The organism is Arenibacter hampyeongensis (genome assembly GCF_002909255.1).
Classification (GTDB): domain Bacteria; phylum Bacteroidota; class Bacteroidia; order Flavobacteriales; family Flavobacteriaceae; genus Arenibacter; species Arenibacter hampyeongensis.
Map to the genome: position 1 here is coordinate 1 of NZ_PIOB01000005.1, position 14,399 is coordinate 14,399.

14 protein-coding genes are annotated in these 14,399 nt (G+C 38.2%); 4 read left to right on the forward strand and 10 right to left on the reverse strand.

What is annotated here, in order from left to right; genetic code table 11:
- The first annotated feature begins 852 nt into the window (after window positions 1-852).
- Both CWD91_RS13280 and CWD91_RS13285 read left to right on the forward strand, forming a co-directional pair.
- Window positions 853-1,128: a ribbon-helix-helix domain-containing protein gene (locus CWD91_RS13280; RefSeq protein WP_103441460.1), complete on the forward strand. Its 276-nt coding sequence runs from the start codon at window positions 853-855 to the stop codon at window positions 1,126-1,128.
- Window positions 1,121-1,411: a type II toxin-antitoxin system RelE/ParE family toxin gene (locus CWD91_RS13285; protein ID WP_103441461.1), complete on the forward strand. Its 291-nt coding sequence runs from the start codon at window positions 1,121-1,123 to the stop codon at window positions 1,409-1,411. Before CWD91_RS13280 ends, CWD91_RS13285 begins: the two co-directional genes overlap by 8 nt.
- Before the next feature lie 199 nt (window positions 1,412-1,610).
- Here CWD91_RS13285 and CWD91_RS13290 read toward each other — a convergent pair whose 3' ends face one another.
- Entirely contained in the window at window positions 1,611-2,477 is an 867-nt protein-coding gene (locus tag CWD91_RS13290; RefSeq protein ID WP_103441462.1) for a DUF2911 domain-containing protein, read from the reverse strand.
- A 167-nt stretch (window positions 2,478-2,644) separates the two neighbouring features.
- A complete protein-coding gene (locus tag CWD91_RS13295; RefSeq protein WP_103441463.1) occupies window positions 2,645-3,703 on the reverse strand; it encodes a ligand-binding sensor domain-containing protein in 1,059 nt (352 codons plus the stop codon).
- A 114-nt stretch (window positions 3,704-3,817) separates the two neighbouring features.
- On the opposite strand from CWD91_RS13295, the gene CWD91_RS13300 reads away from it, so the two are divergent.
- The gene (locus tag CWD91_RS13300) at window positions 3,818-4,684 is read left to right on the forward strand and encodes a winged helix-turn-helix domain-containing protein (RefSeq protein WP_103441464.1); all 867 of its coding nucleotides are present in this window, start codon (window positions 3,818-3,820) and stop codon (window positions 4,682-4,684) included.
- A gap of 488 nt (window positions 4,685-5,172) precedes the next feature.
- Here the strand turns inward: CWD91_RS13300 and CWD91_RS13310 are convergent, their stop codons facing one another.
- The 6 genes from CWD91_RS13310 to CWD91_RS13340 all read right to left on the reverse strand — a co-directional run bounded on the left by CWD91_RS13310 (window position 5,173) and on the right by CWD91_RS13340 (window position 10,072).
- Window positions 5,173-5,703 carry an SRPBCC family protein gene (locus CWD91_RS13310; protein ID WP_157943783.1) on the reverse strand — a complete coding sequence of 177 codons (531 nt, stop codon included), beginning with the start codon at window positions 5,701-5,703 and terminating at the stop codon, window positions 5,173-5,175.
- A gap of 164 nt (window positions 5,704-5,867) precedes the next feature.
- Window positions 5,868-6,551 carry a helix-turn-helix transcriptional regulator gene (locus CWD91_RS13315; RefSeq protein ID WP_103441467.1) on the reverse strand — a complete coding sequence of 228 codons (684 nt, stop codon included), beginning with the start codon at window positions 6,549-6,551 and terminating at the stop codon, window positions 5,868-5,870.
- Between the two features lie 123 nt (window positions 6,552-6,674).
- On the reverse strand, window positions 6,675-6,962 hold the full coding sequence (locus CWD91_RS22885; RefSeq protein WP_205164638.1) for a GNAT family N-acetyltransferase: 288 nt from the start codon (window positions 6,960-6,962) through the stop codon (window positions 6,675-6,677).
- A 1,012-nt stretch (window positions 6,963-7,974) separates the two neighbouring features.
- Window positions 7,975-8,493 carry a hypothetical protein gene (locus CWD91_RS13330; protein WP_157943784.1) on the reverse strand — a complete coding sequence of 173 codons (519 nt, stop codon included), beginning with the start codon at window positions 8,491-8,493 and terminating at the stop codon, window positions 7,975-7,977.
- 126 nt (window positions 8,494-8,619) lie between these two features.
- Window positions 8,620-9,429, reverse strand: a complete 810-nt coding sequence (locus tag CWD91_RS13335; RefSeq protein ID WP_205164639.1) for a sterol desaturase family protein — start codon at window positions 9,427-9,429, stop codon at window positions 8,620-8,622.
- Window positions 9,430-9,505: 76 nt separating this feature from the next.
- Window positions 9,506-10,072: a Crp/Fnr family transcriptional regulator gene (locus CWD91_RS13340; RefSeq protein ID WP_103441469.1), complete on the reverse strand. Its 567-nt coding sequence runs from the start codon at window positions 10,070-10,072 to the stop codon at window positions 9,506-9,508.
- Between the two features lie 365 nt (window positions 10,073-10,437).
- Here CWD91_RS13340 and CWD91_RS13345 point away from each other — a divergent pair, with 365 nt between their 5' ends.
- A complete protein-coding gene (locus tag CWD91_RS13345) occupies window positions 10,438-10,764 on the forward strand; it encodes a hypothetical protein (RefSeq protein ID WP_157943785.1) in 327 nt (108 codons plus the stop codon).
- A gap of 552 nt (window positions 10,765-11,316) precedes the next feature.
- On the opposite strand, the gene CWD91_RS13350 is transcribed toward CWD91_RS13345, so the two are convergent.
- Both CWD91_RS13350 and CWD91_RS13355 read right to left on the reverse strand, forming a co-directional pair.
- Window positions 11,317-13,746 (reverse strand): M4 family metallopeptidase, encoded by a 2,430-nt coding sequence (locus CWD91_RS13350; protein WP_103441471.1) that lies wholly within the window; start codon window positions 13,744-13,746, stop codon window positions 11,317-11,319.
- A 5-nt stretch (window positions 13,747-13,751) separates the two neighbouring features.
- Entirely contained in the window at window positions 13,752-14,162 is a 411-nt protein-coding gene (locus CWD91_RS13355; protein WP_103441472.1) for a hypothetical protein, read from the reverse strand.
- Window positions 14,163-14,399 lie beyond the last annotated feature (237 nt).

Below are 14,399 nucleotides of genomic sequence, written 5' to 3' on the forward strand. Positions count from 1 at the left end.
TCTCATATTCGGTATCGTTGAACCGGAGCATTACGTTATGGTACCGTTTCTTGTTTCCCAGTCGTTTTCGGCCTCTTTTCCGTTGATCCATTTTTTTGTCCTTTTAGGCAAACACTTCGTCAGAAGTAGACAATTCTAAGTTACTTAGAATACAACTTGCTATCTTCTTTGAAGATAAATATAATCAAACAAAATAGAATATAACAACCTAATAATCAATTATTTAACTCTTAAAATCATTTAAAACCATACTGGGCCATATCGATACAGACGACGAATTTATCTGGTCTTATTTGTTATATAAAAATGATGGAAGAATAGGTAAGTGTTTCATTTTTTTGTGGGCAGGGATAGAAAAGTACAAGCGGTTTTTTTGCCGCTTGTGCTTTTGCGTGGCTCCGAGGGTGTCGTGCAAAACTGAAACGGAAAGGCTTCCAACGTGAACCGGCGAAGCGTGTTCGAATGTGGAGGAAAGTAGTGGAAGGGTTGTGCGACTTCCGCAGGAGCTTGGGAAAACATTTTAATTTTACAAGTATGGTTCCTTAAAGAAAGCCAAAATAAGTTTGGGATTGGATATTCCTATTGACGTTCAAACTTGAGAGTATTGCGTTGGATGATTGGTCGATTAAAAGTTTCGTTTAATCGAGCTAATTGTTTTTACCAATACCTTCATTTACATAAATACCTCCTAAAAAGTGTAATGGGGCTTGAGACGCATCTTGGTAAAAGTTATCCTTAATACCTAATGTCGGTTGAAAATGGAGTGATTTTTATTATTATCACCTAATTCTTTTAAAAATACGCTGATAATATGCTATATTGCGTGTAATATATGTTTAAAAGAATAAAATTATGGCTACAGTCCGAAAATCATTGACCATTACCGAAGCCCAAGAGCAATGGATCAAACTGCAAATTGAAAATGGAGGTTTCGCCAACGATAGCGAATATATGCGGCATCTAATACGTTTGGACGAGGAACGCAATAGGGAATTTTTAATTACAAAAGCAGCTATACAGGCGGGCTATGATAGCGGTGTAAGCCCCAAGGTCAGAACCGTTGACGAGATTATGAAAGCCGCAATTAATCGTCGAACCGACAAAACGCAAGGAAAACAGAATGCATAGATATGCTCTATCCTTAAGGGCGGACAAAGACCTTGATGATATAACGGATTATACATTGGAAATTTGGGGGGAAAACCAGACACGGGATTATCTTGCCGGGTTCGTTCAATGTTTTCGATCTTTAGCGGATAAACCAGATCTTGGCAGAAGTGCCGCCGAATATGCACCGCTCCTAAAAAGATACAATTACAAAGCCCATACAATTTTTTACGAACCAACGGAAAAGGGCATTTTTGTTGTCCGCATATTAGGTCAGAGACAGGATTTTGAACGCCATCTATAAGCACTGGTTAAAAATCGAATATGTTCGAAATTAAAACTTGGCTCTTCGGTTGTGGAACGGATAATTGTTTTTCAGTTCAACAAGCTTCTAAAATTGTATTATAATCTCAAGAATGGTACGTTTTATCAAACTCATTACCACATTAACTTTAGAGAACTGGACTAGGGCTTTTCATCATAGGATGTTTTATTATTCTCAGTTATTCTCGCAGTTTGGTTAATCTTTTATATTCCGATTCCAATTTTTTTATCTCTTCCGAGCGGTTTTCTTTGTTCTTATTTAAGATTTCAAGCTCTCGGTTGATTTCCGTAATTGCGTTGTCGTAAAGTTTTAGTCTCTCGTAAATATCAATTTTTATTCCGTAGACCCACTCGTTATTCTTGTCAAGTTCAATTGCTTTTTCTGCAAGTTTCAGGGCATTTTCATAATCCATTTCCCTAAAGACTAAATAAGAGGCAGCTCCCGCATAAGTATTGGATTTTTGATTTATACCGGTCAATAATTCTTCTCGAATTAATTTCTCCATTTTTTCATTGGTCGATGTTTCAATATCAAATTTGATTTGGGTATTGGCCCAAGAAACGTACATTTTAGCGTTGTGTTGATTTAATTCAATGTCGAAATTCAAAGTTTCATAATACCGATTAGATTCTACTGGCACGGCTGTAAATCGTGTAACATCATTCTTAGAATTGTAGTTGTAGCTCCCATATAGAGTAGTGTCTTTGTTGAGTATTACGACCCATTCATTCGGGTTCGGTATGGTGAAAAGCGAGTAATTTCCAGCAGGAACTTTTTGTCCTCCAATTGTTACTTCTTTATCAAATGCAATTTTGGTACAATTGCCCGCACCAGTCCGCCATACTTTATTCCAAGGTACAAGTCCCCCATAAATCAGCCTTTTACGGGCGGAAGGTCTTTCGTATTCAACACTTATTAGCGTATTCCCAACAATTTGGGAAATGTTACCTTTTGGGCTAAAAGAAGGATAGGGGTAATCTATGTCCTGACCGTGAAGTTGCAAACCTGCTAGAATCAAAATAATTATGAATTGGATTTTTTTCATTTTTTTGGAATTTGTTATTATTGCCCACAATGTTCTGGGGCGTAGTTTAGCTTTGTGGGGCTATGACCTACACCCATTTTTCTCATTAGTATATTTTATCTTTTTAATCAGGAATGATCATAATTCTATCTTAAGATTATGATCAACACAAATCATCCCTAGCCCACTTACTTTTTCAAGTCGGAAATAGTATTTCCATCATAACGATACATTCCATCTAAAGAGCCAAACAAAATATTTCCATCAAAATCTTCTAAAATCCCAAAAATCATTCTTTTGTTGCTTTCATAGTCGGACTTTATTTCCTTTACAATCGGTTCTTTATTTGATAAGGAGCTTTCATCATAACGGGAAAGCATCCAACCCTGAGCAGTTTGTGAACTAGTCCAAATGTTGCCTTTTTTATCCTCATAGATATACCCTACAAAATCTTGGGTGATGTTGGCAAATGAACTGCTGTCATAGCGCCAAAGACCATCCGCGCCTCCTAGCCAGATAGTACCCTTTTTATCTTCGGTTATGGTTCGAACATTCTTAAAAGGTTGGCCGTTATGGGTTGCTGTTGTAAATGCTTTTCCATCATAAATGAAGGTATTACCTCTAGTGCCAAACCAAAACTTACCTGTTTTGTCTTCAATAATTGAATTAACTTCATAAGGGGGGCGGGTAAAATCTGGAACCGATTTCCCAGTTGTGTCTTCCATGATAGAATCTCCGTCCATCATATAATTTCGAAAGGATATTCCATCGTAACGGCTTGCCCCTCCATTGGCACCGAACCAAATATTGCCAATTTTATCTTCATAGATACAAACGATCTCATTATTGGGAAGCCCGTCTTTGGTCGTAAAATTTCGAAAGGATTTTCCATCGTAACGATATACACCTGAGCCAATCGAGCCGAACCATAGGTTGCCTTTACTATCTTCTACAGCTGAAAAGAAGCGGGCCGAACTCACTTCACTTGTCATATTGGTAAATTTTATTCCGTCGTATCGAAGAACACCCTGCCATGAAGCAATCCAAATGATGCCCTTTCGGTCTTGTATAATCGCACGTGTAATGCTGTTAGGTTCGTTGATGTCATTAGGCCCGTAGGTAGTGTTTACCAGTTCATTTTCGGACTGTATGGTATCTTTTGGAAGTTCTGTTTTATTTTGGCCCTTACAGGAAGTGCAAAAAATAAACATCAAGTACAAAGTCAATAATTTTAGGTGCATTTTCATAAATGATTAATTTCATTCAAAATTATGGGTACACATCTCAATTCCTGTCAAATAAATGTCAAACAAGTGTAAAAAGTTGTAACTTTTTACTGAATTGCTCCCAAAACAAGCGACATGAAAAAAGAAAGGTTTTTAACTCCGATCGTTTTAATGGTTTTCATCTCCTTTACCCTATTGGGGTATATTGGTTTTGAGGAGAACGACAATTTCTCACAAAGGGCGAAAATTGCACTTAGAGATTCCGGAAATAAATTATTGTTATCAGTGGGTGACTCCACTTCTCTGATAATGCCCGTAATGGAACTGGATGAGAATACCTTTGAACTGTCTTTTCAAAACAAGGTTCAAATCGAGCCAGGTAGCCTTATGAGCATTTTAGGACAAAGTTTGGTCGATGCCGATCTGCCCAATAGTTATATTGTTGAAGTTATCGAAAACGTTAGTGGCGAGGTTGCCCATAGCTATGAAATCAAAAGTTATATAGAGGAGAGCATAATAACATGTATTGGCAGAAACTTACCGTTCGATTATTATAAAATAAAAATCCATTTTACAGGGGAGCGCACCATTTTAAAACTGGATAGGGATTATTCATTACTCCCACTGGTGTTAATTGGATTTGTAGGATGTGGACTGCTCTATTGGAAGAACGGGAAACACAATGCTTCGAAGGTAGCCGTGTCCCGGTTTTCGAAAATTGGAAACTACCGATTCTACAAAGAGCAGAACAAATTGGTCAAGGGGAACATCACAATTGAACTTACGGCAAAGGAGTGCGAATTGATTTCAATATTCAGTGAAAAACCGAATCAGATCATAAAGCGCGACTTGCTCATTAAAGAAGTCTGGGAGGATAACGGAGTATTTGTCGGCCGTAGCCTGGACACTTTTATTTCAAAAATCAGAAAAAAATTTCAAGATGACGATTCCATCAATTTTGTAACCGTTCATGGAGTGGGGTATAAACTCAAAATTTCCTGATGATTGATTTTTTTCTTGAAGGATAGACCCGTATAATGGCCCATAAAATAGCGAATGAATAAAGTTGGTTTAGTCCCAAAAATCGTTGATTTTACGGTACCTTCCAAAACAAAGGAATAATCATTAATTTTAACACAAGAATGAATCGATTTTAAGCACTTCGTATAAACTGCTCGCTTTCATCCGCTGTGGGTGGTATACTTTGGCCGCCCTATCCAATTTTGGTTTCATAACCATCGATACTTATGGTATTTTTGTTTTTCCAATAATCCTCATTTTCTGTCTGGACTATATAGAAAGGATTTGGCCCAGTTTCAATTGATGGTTTATTACAAAAAAAGCACATAATTTTCCAGGATACGGTTTCAACGGGTAGTCTGTCGCCCGTGCAAGTGCTTGGTTTTTGATTTGTTACCCCAGAATAAAAATCCTGAGTCAAGGGAAATTTTTAAAGCAGATACTTTTTATCAACTAACCGTTTTCAAATTTTATCCGCCCTTAACGTAGTTTTCCAATTGCCTTCCACCAAATCGTTTGATAAGGCGTTGGGAAATGTCGTCAAGTGCATTTTTGTATCCGTCCGTATTGAAGTTGAGCATATCTTCGTTTTCACAATTAAAATGAAATTGCCAAACAAAAATTGTCTGTACGCCATAGGGTTCAAGCGTCATAAGGGAAAGGGACTGCAACATTCCAAACGGGTTATCTTCCAGGTCAATTGATGCCCATCCTTTGTTTTCTTCGTGCCAGGCAATGGTTGTGTGATGGACAATGCCTTCATCTTCGCCTGACATTGGCTTGAAAAAGCACGTATAGCCTGTGCACTTTCCTGTGTTGTCAAATACCGTTTCCACTTTCTCAAGTCCTTCACTGAATTTGGGCATATTGGATGGGTCGCCCACCAAAGCCCAAACCTCATTTGTTGGTGCGTTTAGTTCCAATTTGACAAGATTTCGTAAAGGGCTTTTTACCCATTTGTCCGCTGTGGGAAATACCACACTTGTTTCTTGTTTTTCCATTTTATTTTTTGATTTTGATGTTTGATTACTACTGTTGTTGCAAGCTGTGCTGCAAATTGTCAAAGCCACGATAGCTCCTGTTATGAATGTTGTCCTTTGCATTTGATTATTTTTTCTGTAAATTTAGGAACGGCTTATGACAAGGGTATGTCAGTAGGGATTAACTATTTTTCATAATTTGTGATAAAATAATTTTCAAATGAAAAGTGACAGTCTGGAAAGACGTCTGTTGTGGTTATCAGGTTCAAAATCCTGTCTATGCGAAATTCCCGCAAGTCTTTTCTTAATCGGCAAAACGCAACCATTATCCAATTTCCTTTGGTAAAGTAAACCGCCAATGGTTCAACAAATCTATCAGAAACGGTATCAGAATATATTGTGTGATACTTGATTTTTATCACCCAACAATTTGTTATTGCTAACTGAATGGCTGAGAGAAAGTTGGTTTCGTTTGTGGGTTCGCTGGAAAAAATATAAAGTCGTTCTTCCAATTTTTCAGCCTTCCCTTTTTCCGAATAGCGAATGATAGCTTTTATTTTAGTTACAACGTTTACAAGGTCGTTGTATGCGGACTTGTCAGCATTTTTCTGAAAGTATTTCTGTGCGGTCAGCAATGCGTTTATTTCCTGTTGGGTAAACATTACAGGCGGAATTCGGTAGCCGTCGGCCAAAGAGTAGCCTTTGCCTGCTTCACCTATTATGGGAACGCCTGCTTCTTCCAATGCCCTGATGTCCCGATAAACGGTTCTTTGGGCAATATTAAACTTGTCGACAATTTCTTGTGCAGTTACCACTCGTCTTGACTGCAAGTGTAGCAAAATATTTGTCAATCGTGTTAGTCGTGTCATCTGTTATGGTGTTTGTTTACCGTACCCGCCTGCCACTTATACCTAGGCTATCGCAAATGCGGGATTTCGGAGGCACTTTCTTGTCCGCCTACCGTAAAGTTTTTTGATGTAATCTCTTTATTTTTAAGAAGTCAGTCCGCATTTGATAGAGCCGAGGTAAGTGGTTCGGGCCTTATTCTGTTTATAATTTTCTGTTATTTCAAGTTTCATTCTCAGTAAGGGATATTCTTTTCCTTGGGCATCTTTTTCTGTTCGTTCATAGGTCTTAAATTCAAGTTTTTCGTAAAATTTAACCGCATTTGTGTTTTGCTCGTTTACGTCCACTTTGTCGGCTTTTAATTCCAAAAGAGCAAAGTCCATTAACTTTCTCGCAAGACCTTTTCCGATATATTCAGGCGATAAGAAAAGCATCCTATTTTCCGTTCAGCTACTCCTATGAATCCTGCCACTTCACTTTTTTGTCTGAGACAATAAACTTCCAAATCGTTAAAGTTAATTGTCTGTACGAGCGCTTTGATTTCTATAAAGTCAGTCGATTTTAGGAAGTCGTGGGTCGCCAATACGGACTTTTCCCAAACGTTGAGAATATATTCCCTGTCGTTATCTGTGTAAGCTTCTATTTTAAAATTTTGATTTGGCATATAATAATTGATTTTTAGTCAATAGGTAAATTGTATAGTTTCAAAAACAACAATTTATCCCAATATCCAAGTTGAAAACCAATTTAACGTTTTTAATTTGGAAAAATCCTCACCCCGAAATCTGTTTGGATCCTTCCATTCTAAAATTGCCAATTCTCCGTCTTCAAGTATTATTTTCGGGAATACAGGTCATTTCGGCCGTTACAAATTCGTCTGCAACCATTTACGTTCTCGCAGCTTTTCCTTCAACAGGTTCGTTTGTAACTTGGTGGTTGATTGCATTGTCAGCGTACAAGTCTGAAATAGTTTCTAAATCTGCCTTGTTAAATGCCTCAATCCATTTTTATAATGTTTCTTTTGGTGTCATTTCTTTTTTCTTATGTCGTGTTTTTTGCCTGACCGCTAACATTATAGGATTATATCATGTAAGCATATTTATATAATAGTGGTACTACCAATTTAAGCTTTTGTAATAAAAAATAAGGTTTCAAAAAAGGTTCGTTTGTGTTACTTTCTATTTCAACTTAAGTATCTTCATTTGTTTCAATGCTGCCTAAACTACCTTTGCACTCCGCTGAAAGCAGACATTATTACCCATGATTACCCTTTTAATTTCATAAGGCGTTGACCGAATTGGGAAATCAAAATTCTAAATTTTGTATTGTTGACAGGTAATAGGATAAATAAAAATTCCCTTTTCCCAGATTAAAGGTCAATTCAAAAAGGAGAAGTTGGCGATGCGCTCACCAACTTCCCATTAAAACGAATCTTATTTACAATGTTTAGGATATCTTCCCGGATGGATCAATTTTTAACCACTTTTTTTGGCCATCCTTCCCAATTTGTACCTTAAAGTGTTTTTTGGTACCGAGGAACCTATTGTAACTTAGGGAGTATCTAGTTTTTAAACGTGTCCAATCCGGGTATTTTATTGCAATCGAAACACTGACCTTTTGAGGCAAGGTAATGTCCTTAAAATGCTCCTTCGCGGTCAAGATTTTACCCCTCCTATCATAGGTGGCAACAATATAGCCATGCACCGACCTATATGTAACCTCGATTGGTTGCATAAGACCTTCGTATTTCTCCAATTCGCTCACGTCCCAAAAACAGACCAAATTTTCAAGATACTTGACCTGATTGGGAGTAAGATCGTTCTGGACTTCCTCAATGTATTCATAATTTGCGTCTAATTTACCCAAGTTCTCCAGTAGGGAATAATCAAATTTAGAGTACGAATTTTGGGCGAATCCAAAACTGGTCATGCCCATTAAAACTAAACTAATCGATATCTTTTTCATGATGTTAAAATTTAATGTTTGTGAATTTGTTATAATGAACCATTACATTAGTTGAGTAACTTCCTTTTGTGGTAAGGACAACTTATCCTTCCTGCGGGGCGGCTCCACGCCAACCCGTACCGATTCTTAATTTTGGACATATTTTTCCTTTTGCTGCGATACTTTTTGGGCTTCCGATATGTCCTTGAACAGAAGCATCTCCTTCACTTTTTCGGAGGCCCCATTATAGAACCCCGCTTCATATTCATAATGTTTTGGATTTAGAAATGTCCCGAACAGCATATCAAATACAGGAATGTCAGAATAATTAAAGGCATGTATTCCCCTTGCATGGTGTACTGCATGTGCCTCAGGTCTTTGGATAATATATCCCAGCCAAAGCGGTGTTCGTATGTTGCTATGCTGAAATATGGATAGAAAGGTAGTGCCAAGAATAAACAAGGTGGTCGCCTCAGGAGTGAACCCCGCAATCACTACCAAGGAAAGGCTGGACAAGAAAGTAAACCCGATCATGTCCATAGGGCTGAAATAGAAAGCACCATAACTGTCCACCCGCTCCGCACTATGGTGCATTTGGTGGAACACTTTCCATAACGTATCGCTGTTGTGCATGGTCCTATGCCAAACGTACAGCCCAAGTTCATAAATTAGGATGCCAACAATGGCGCCCCAGAAAGCTCCGAGGCCGGTCAGGTCGAATACTTGGTAATTGGCCAAATGGCTGTCCCATAAAATGGGCAGGTAGGAGGACAGGAAAAAGAAGAAGGCAAACGCAAGCATTCCTTTTAACTTCCAAAACCTTATTTTGGGAAGCTCCCTTGCCGGAAATAGTGCTTCCCATAACATTAATGCCCCGTACATAGTGAAAACTATATAGGAGATTGGGTCGAATATTAAATCGATTGGTGTTGGTAATTGTGAAATGAAATTTTCCATGATCTTTAGTTTAAAATTTAGACCACAAAAATAAATGCGCTAAAAAACTTAAACTAAAAATTGGCCTTGACCTATGTTAGGAATTCATTTTACTTCGGATCCTACTAAGACTTTCAGGGTGTATCCCTAAATATTTGGCAATTTTATTGACTGGAATGTTGGAGATGTATTTTGCATGCGTACGGAACATTTCGGCATAGCGTTCCTCCGCAGTTTTGGCCAAAAAATCCTTTTCACGTTGCGCCTTGTTCAAATAGGCCTGCTCTATGACGATCCTTCCCAGTTTATTGGCGTCCAATGAACTGTCATAGGCGGCCATAAGATCTTCCCATGAAATCATTTCCGCCACACAGTCTGTTAAGGCAGTCATTTGAACATCCGATGGACGCTGGGTCAAAAACGAGGTAAGCGAAGTGAACATTTGCTTTTCGAAAAAGAAGTCTATCATTTTTTCCGATACATAGCTTTTAACGGTCATTTCAACGATGCCTGTATTCAAAAAATACACCGCATTTTCAATTTGTCCGTAATCGGTTATAATTGAGCCTTTTTTAAAATGAATTTTTTCCACAGGATATGGCAAGTCTTCGTATGAGACTACCGAAGAATTTAAGATCGAGTTGTAAAATTCCCTGAAAGTCATTTCCTTGCATATCAATATATCACTATTAAATTACTATTTTTTTATTTTCAATACTTACAAACAAGCATTTATTTTAAAGTACACCCATTCATACCCTTGAACAAAAATTTAGGTTAAATGAAAGGTACCTGGAAAATTTTATACTTTTCCCTTATAAGAGTATTAAGGCCAAAAATTGGCGCGAATGTTAAATAATTCTAGAAGCAAGCCCCAGGGCATTGCTAAGGAATCAACGATTTCGAGCATTATTCATATACTAGCTAGACAAGCCTCTTTGCTAGCAGTTAAGAATTTTTTATTCAATCCGTAATTATAAACTCTATTGTTCTAGTCAATATATGCCAATTCCGAATAGGCACAAAAAAATGCTTCCAAAACTTGGCAATAGTTCCCTGAGGAAAAAAAATCATATTGCTGGCGATGTTTATGTTATAGATCGGATAGTCAGTGGCATTAAACGGGCAATAAAAGTGCGAATGAATAAAGTTGGTGTAGTACCAAAAGTGGTTCTTTTTACGGGACAAGCTGAAATACGATTAATGAACTACCTCGGGGCAGAGTGCACGAGGTATCCAGCGGAAGAAAGTTTTAACCATTTACGAAAACCATCCGTTTTCAAACTTTCCTCCAATACCTCCGACGCAGAGCATCGGGGAATTCTATCGATTAAATCAAAATCTAATGGTTTTTAATAAGTTCGAGAGTAGAATCAAGAACTCTGTTCCGACCATTGTTAATACCGGACCCGTTCGGGAGGATTGTAAAATCGGGAATTTTCCCACGTCCAAACTCTCCAATTTTTCTAATAAAAAGCACCAACGCATGGATGGACGGTTATCGTTTGTTTGCCAACTGGCTTTTTCTAGACGCTAAATGTAAATTAAAGGACCCATAAACATTCTTAAAAATGATGATTCAGTAAACTTTCAGAAAGTTTAGAGATAGGTATGGAAAAATAAACTTTATAATTATGCAGCGGAGAAATACATTAAATAGTTGGAATAAACAAACTAAGTCCAATTAAGTTGAAATATGTTTATTTGAACTTTAGAGGCTATATGTAGTCTATAAAATGGTCCATTTCCGGGATACAAAAAAGGAGTAAAAGCACTATGGCCTTTACTCCTTTTTACTCATTGATTCCTTTTAATAAGGACATTTTCAGTACTCTCGTTAAAAGGCGTTTCGTGTGGTGATTGTACTAGGATCGCACTTTCAACGCCTGCTTACCGATTTGAATCTTTTTATTGAATCATGATTTTATGGGTTTCGTCCAAATTCTTTCCTATAATTTTTAAGAAATAGATTCCCTTATCATAAGAAGAAACATCTAGATCGACTGTTTCAGTATTCTTTAATGAGTTGGTCTTTCTGAACAATATTTGACCGCTGAAATCCATTAAAATAAGCTCTGCGCCATCCAATAGATTTTCATTTCTCAATGTGGTCAACGATTCTGTGATTTCAGCACTTCGGGATAGTTCGGCTTCCTGTGACACTTCCGAAACCGATATTTGGGTAGTGGCCGGATTAGGATAAACAGTAAGCATATAGGGCGAAGTGCACGAGTTATAAATTATATCGGTATAAGACCCAAGTCCACAACTTGTGGTTGATCTAACCTCTAAAGAACCAGGATTACAACCAAAATTTATGGTTGCATTGGGTGAATAGGTCGTGGCTATTAATGTGGTGCCGTATAAATACCAGTTCCAGGGGGATTGCCCGCCAGAAACATTCACCTGTAAAGACCCATATGTGTCTATTCTGGACCAGGTATATGAAATTGCCGCACCGACGGTCACCGTACTTGAAATGGTGCTTGTACATCCACTGGCATTATAGGTGACGTTCGCTGTTATTGTTGCGCTTCCTGTGTACGTCCCGTTCCTTGTAAATATCTTAGAGGTCCCAGAACCTGTGGGGAAGGTTGCAGCGGAACTAGGGGATACCGACCATGTTGTGGTCGTACCTGCTGGAGCGTTCACACTGAAAGTACCTGTTGTACAAAGTTGTGCAGGGCCGGAAACGGTTACTGCGGTTCCAGTATACTTGGCACCTACGCCAACGGCGTGCCATGCGTCCATAACTGACCTGACCTCCGGGGAGTTCGCACAGAAAATGGTCGTTGCCGCATTGATCATGGCCGTTCTGATGGCAGCATAGGTAGTGGTATTGTCTAAGTAATTGTTAAATACTGCTTCAACGATCAGTTCCTCGGCAGGGTTCATACCGATACCACTAACGGCATAGGTAGTGCCTAAATCATTGGTGCCACTTTCACCATTGACAAGTATGTAAAACCAATGGGAGAACACACCACTTCTGATATAGAAGTCATTTATATTTGTATTAGTAGCAGTATTATATTGGGGGCTACCAAACGTGTCTGCAATTTTTGAAAGTGAATTGGCATCGTTGGTAAATTGAATATTTCTTAGGTGTGGTTTGTTATTAGTCACTTGTTCGCCTATTTTCCACACACTATTTGGTTTTATCCTTTGCTCCATAATCGCAGCCCAAATATCGCTCATGCCCTCATTAAAGGCATTTTGATCAAAAGTACCTCCCCAACCAATTTGAAAATCCGTAATCCCGTGACCGAATTCATGGGCCACCACATCAAGACTTGCAAGGGGTTTAAATTTTGTGGCACCTTGGCCAAACAAAAGGACATTTGCAGTTTGGTCCCAAAAAGCATTTTCAGTATTGGTGCCATACCTAAAATAAGCATTAATTGCCTGACCCGAATCATTGAAACTGTTTATGCCATGCACCGTGTTTAGGCGATCGTATATTTTCTGAAGGCCCCAATGTACATCCAATCCCATATTATTATTACTGGCAGCATATTCGGTAGAAGTCCAGTTGTTGTTGTTGTCAACAAGGTCTATGGCTGTTGAAAGTACTATGCTATTGTTTTGAAGGTTTCTAGTATGTATAGTTGCCCCTCGGGTATTATCGAACAAACGATGCCCGCCGGTAACCGGCTGTGTATCGGCTGATTCAGAGCCGCTATAACGTGTGGCAAAAGTACCCGCTAAATCAGTTAGGCGGGGTTCGGTCATGACCACTTTGCCAGAATGCACATCAACGTAACCGACCTCGTTGTTGTTTTGATGGTCCGATTCCAGATAGATACGATAGACCAGTGCGGTTCGGGAAGATGTATTTTTTGCGTCGGAAGCTACAATTTCCTTGATTATCAGTTCGGATATCACATTGAGTACTTTATCATTCTCGATACCCTTATAGTTCAGAAATAATACTTTAGCTTCTTCTAGACTTATTGAAGGGGTAGGCCTTGTTTCATCGACTTTTATATAATTGCCATTGGCAAAGAATAACTGTCCATCTCTATAGTGTAGATTGTATCCGGCACCATCTACCTTTATACCTTTGTAATATTGGTCGAAGTGATCGTGTACAAGTTCCTTTCTTTTGGATGTGTGCTGAACTACACGAAATTCGTCGTTTACCTCAATTTCTAGATATTTTTCAAAGAATTCCGGTCCTGAGGAGGGTATTTGGGTCTTATCAATAACATCTGAAAACTCGACTGAGTTGACTATACCTTTTTCATTTTTGCTAATGATGGCATCCCCAGTCATGTTCTGCGCGATACCAAAAATTAAATTAAACAAAGTTAATAAGAATGTAATTTTTATTTTCATGATTTTTACTTTATACGTTTATAGATAAATGTTGTTTGAATTGCAGGATACTGGAAATAAAGTATTAGCTTATTTCTATTAATAAATTCATATTTATACGGTTCTACTAGCAATATGGTATCGCTATCAACCACATCGATATAGGAGAATGATTTTATTAAGAGAGAATCATTAAGCCAAAACTTATCAGTGTAAAACTGTTGTTGTGCATAGTTGTAAAAGCGGAAAATACTGTCGCTCATATATTCTTCATAACCTATGCTCTCAACAGCTGGTGCATTGTTGCCAGTGCCCGAATGAGTAAGCTCCCACTTGCCCAAAATGGCTATTTGAGGATCATCGACCTGCTGGTCGTCTTTGCTGCAACCGTAAATTGTAAGTGTCGTTAATAGATAAAATAAGAGCTTGTTTTTCATAAGATTATAATTTTAATAAACATCGCACTTTATTCCGATTTCAGTCCTCTGAACGCAGGACATCAGTGTATGCGAAATGTTACAAAATTTAAGGTAATCGGATAAATAGTTAGGAATGGTATGCGGAAATTCGGAGTTGGCTCTATCCACCCGTGGGCAAGCTGCCAGAAGATATCTATATTGTCCGCATTGTTGTAAGGATTTTATATTTTAAAAGTAAGAATTTATTGAATCCGA

Bases quoted from the DNA above. Each gene is read 5' to 3' on its own strand.
- CWD91_RS13355 (WP_103441472.1), bottom strand. From the start codon at position 14,162: ATGAAAAACAAGCTCTTATTTTATCTATTAACGACACTTACAATTTAC.
- CWD91_RS13295 (WP_103441463.1), bottom strand. From the start codon at position 3,703: ATGAAAATGCACCTAAAATTATTGACTTTGTACTTGATGTTTATTTTT.
- CWD91_RS13285 (WP_103441461.1), top strand. From the start codon at position 1,121: ATGCATAGATATGCTCTATCCTTAAGGGCGGACAAAGACCTTGATGAT.
- CWD91_RS13350 (WP_103441471.1), bottom strand. From the start codon at position 13,746: ATGAAAATAAAAATTACATTCTTATTAACTTTGTTTAATTTAATTTTT.
- CWD91_RS13315 (WP_103441467.1), bottom strand. From the start codon at position 6,551: ATGACACGACTAACACGATTGACAAATATTTTGCTACACTTGCAGTCA.
- CWD91_RS13310 (WP_157943783.1), bottom strand. From the start codon at position 5,703: ATGGAAAAACAAGAAACAAGTGTGGTATTTCCCACAGCGGACAAATGG.
- CWD91_RS13290 (WP_103441462.1), bottom strand. From the start codon at position 2,477: ATGAAAAAAATCCAATTCATAATTATTTTGATTCTAGCAGGTTTGCAA.
- CWD91_RS13330 (WP_157943784.1), bottom strand. From the start codon at position 8,493: ATGAAAAAGATATCGATTAGTTTAGTTTTAATGGGCATGACCAGTTTT.
- CWD91_RS13345 (WP_157943785.1), top strand. From the start codon at position 10,438: ATGCTTCCAAAACTTGGCAATAGTTCCCTGAGGAAAAAAAATCATATT.
- CWD91_RS22885 (WP_205164638.1), bottom strand. From the start codon at position 6,962: ATGCTTTTCTTATCGCCTGAATATATCGGAAAAGGTCTTGCGAGAAAG.
- CWD91_RS13300 (WP_103441464.1), top strand. From the start codon at position 3,818: ATGAAAAAAGAAAGGTTTTTAACTCCGATCGTTTTAATGGTTTTCATC.
- CWD91_RS13335 (WP_205164639.1), bottom strand. From the start codon at position 9,429: ATGGAAAATTTCATTTCACAATTACCAACACCAATCGATTTAATATTC.
- CWD91_RS13280 (WP_103441460.1), top strand. From the start codon at position 853: ATGGCTACAGTCCGAAAATCATTGACCATTACCGAAGCCCAAGAGCAA.
- CWD91_RS13340 (WP_103441469.1), bottom strand. From the start codon at position 10,072: ATGACTTTCAGGGAATTTTACAACTCGATCTTAAATTCTTCGGTAGTC.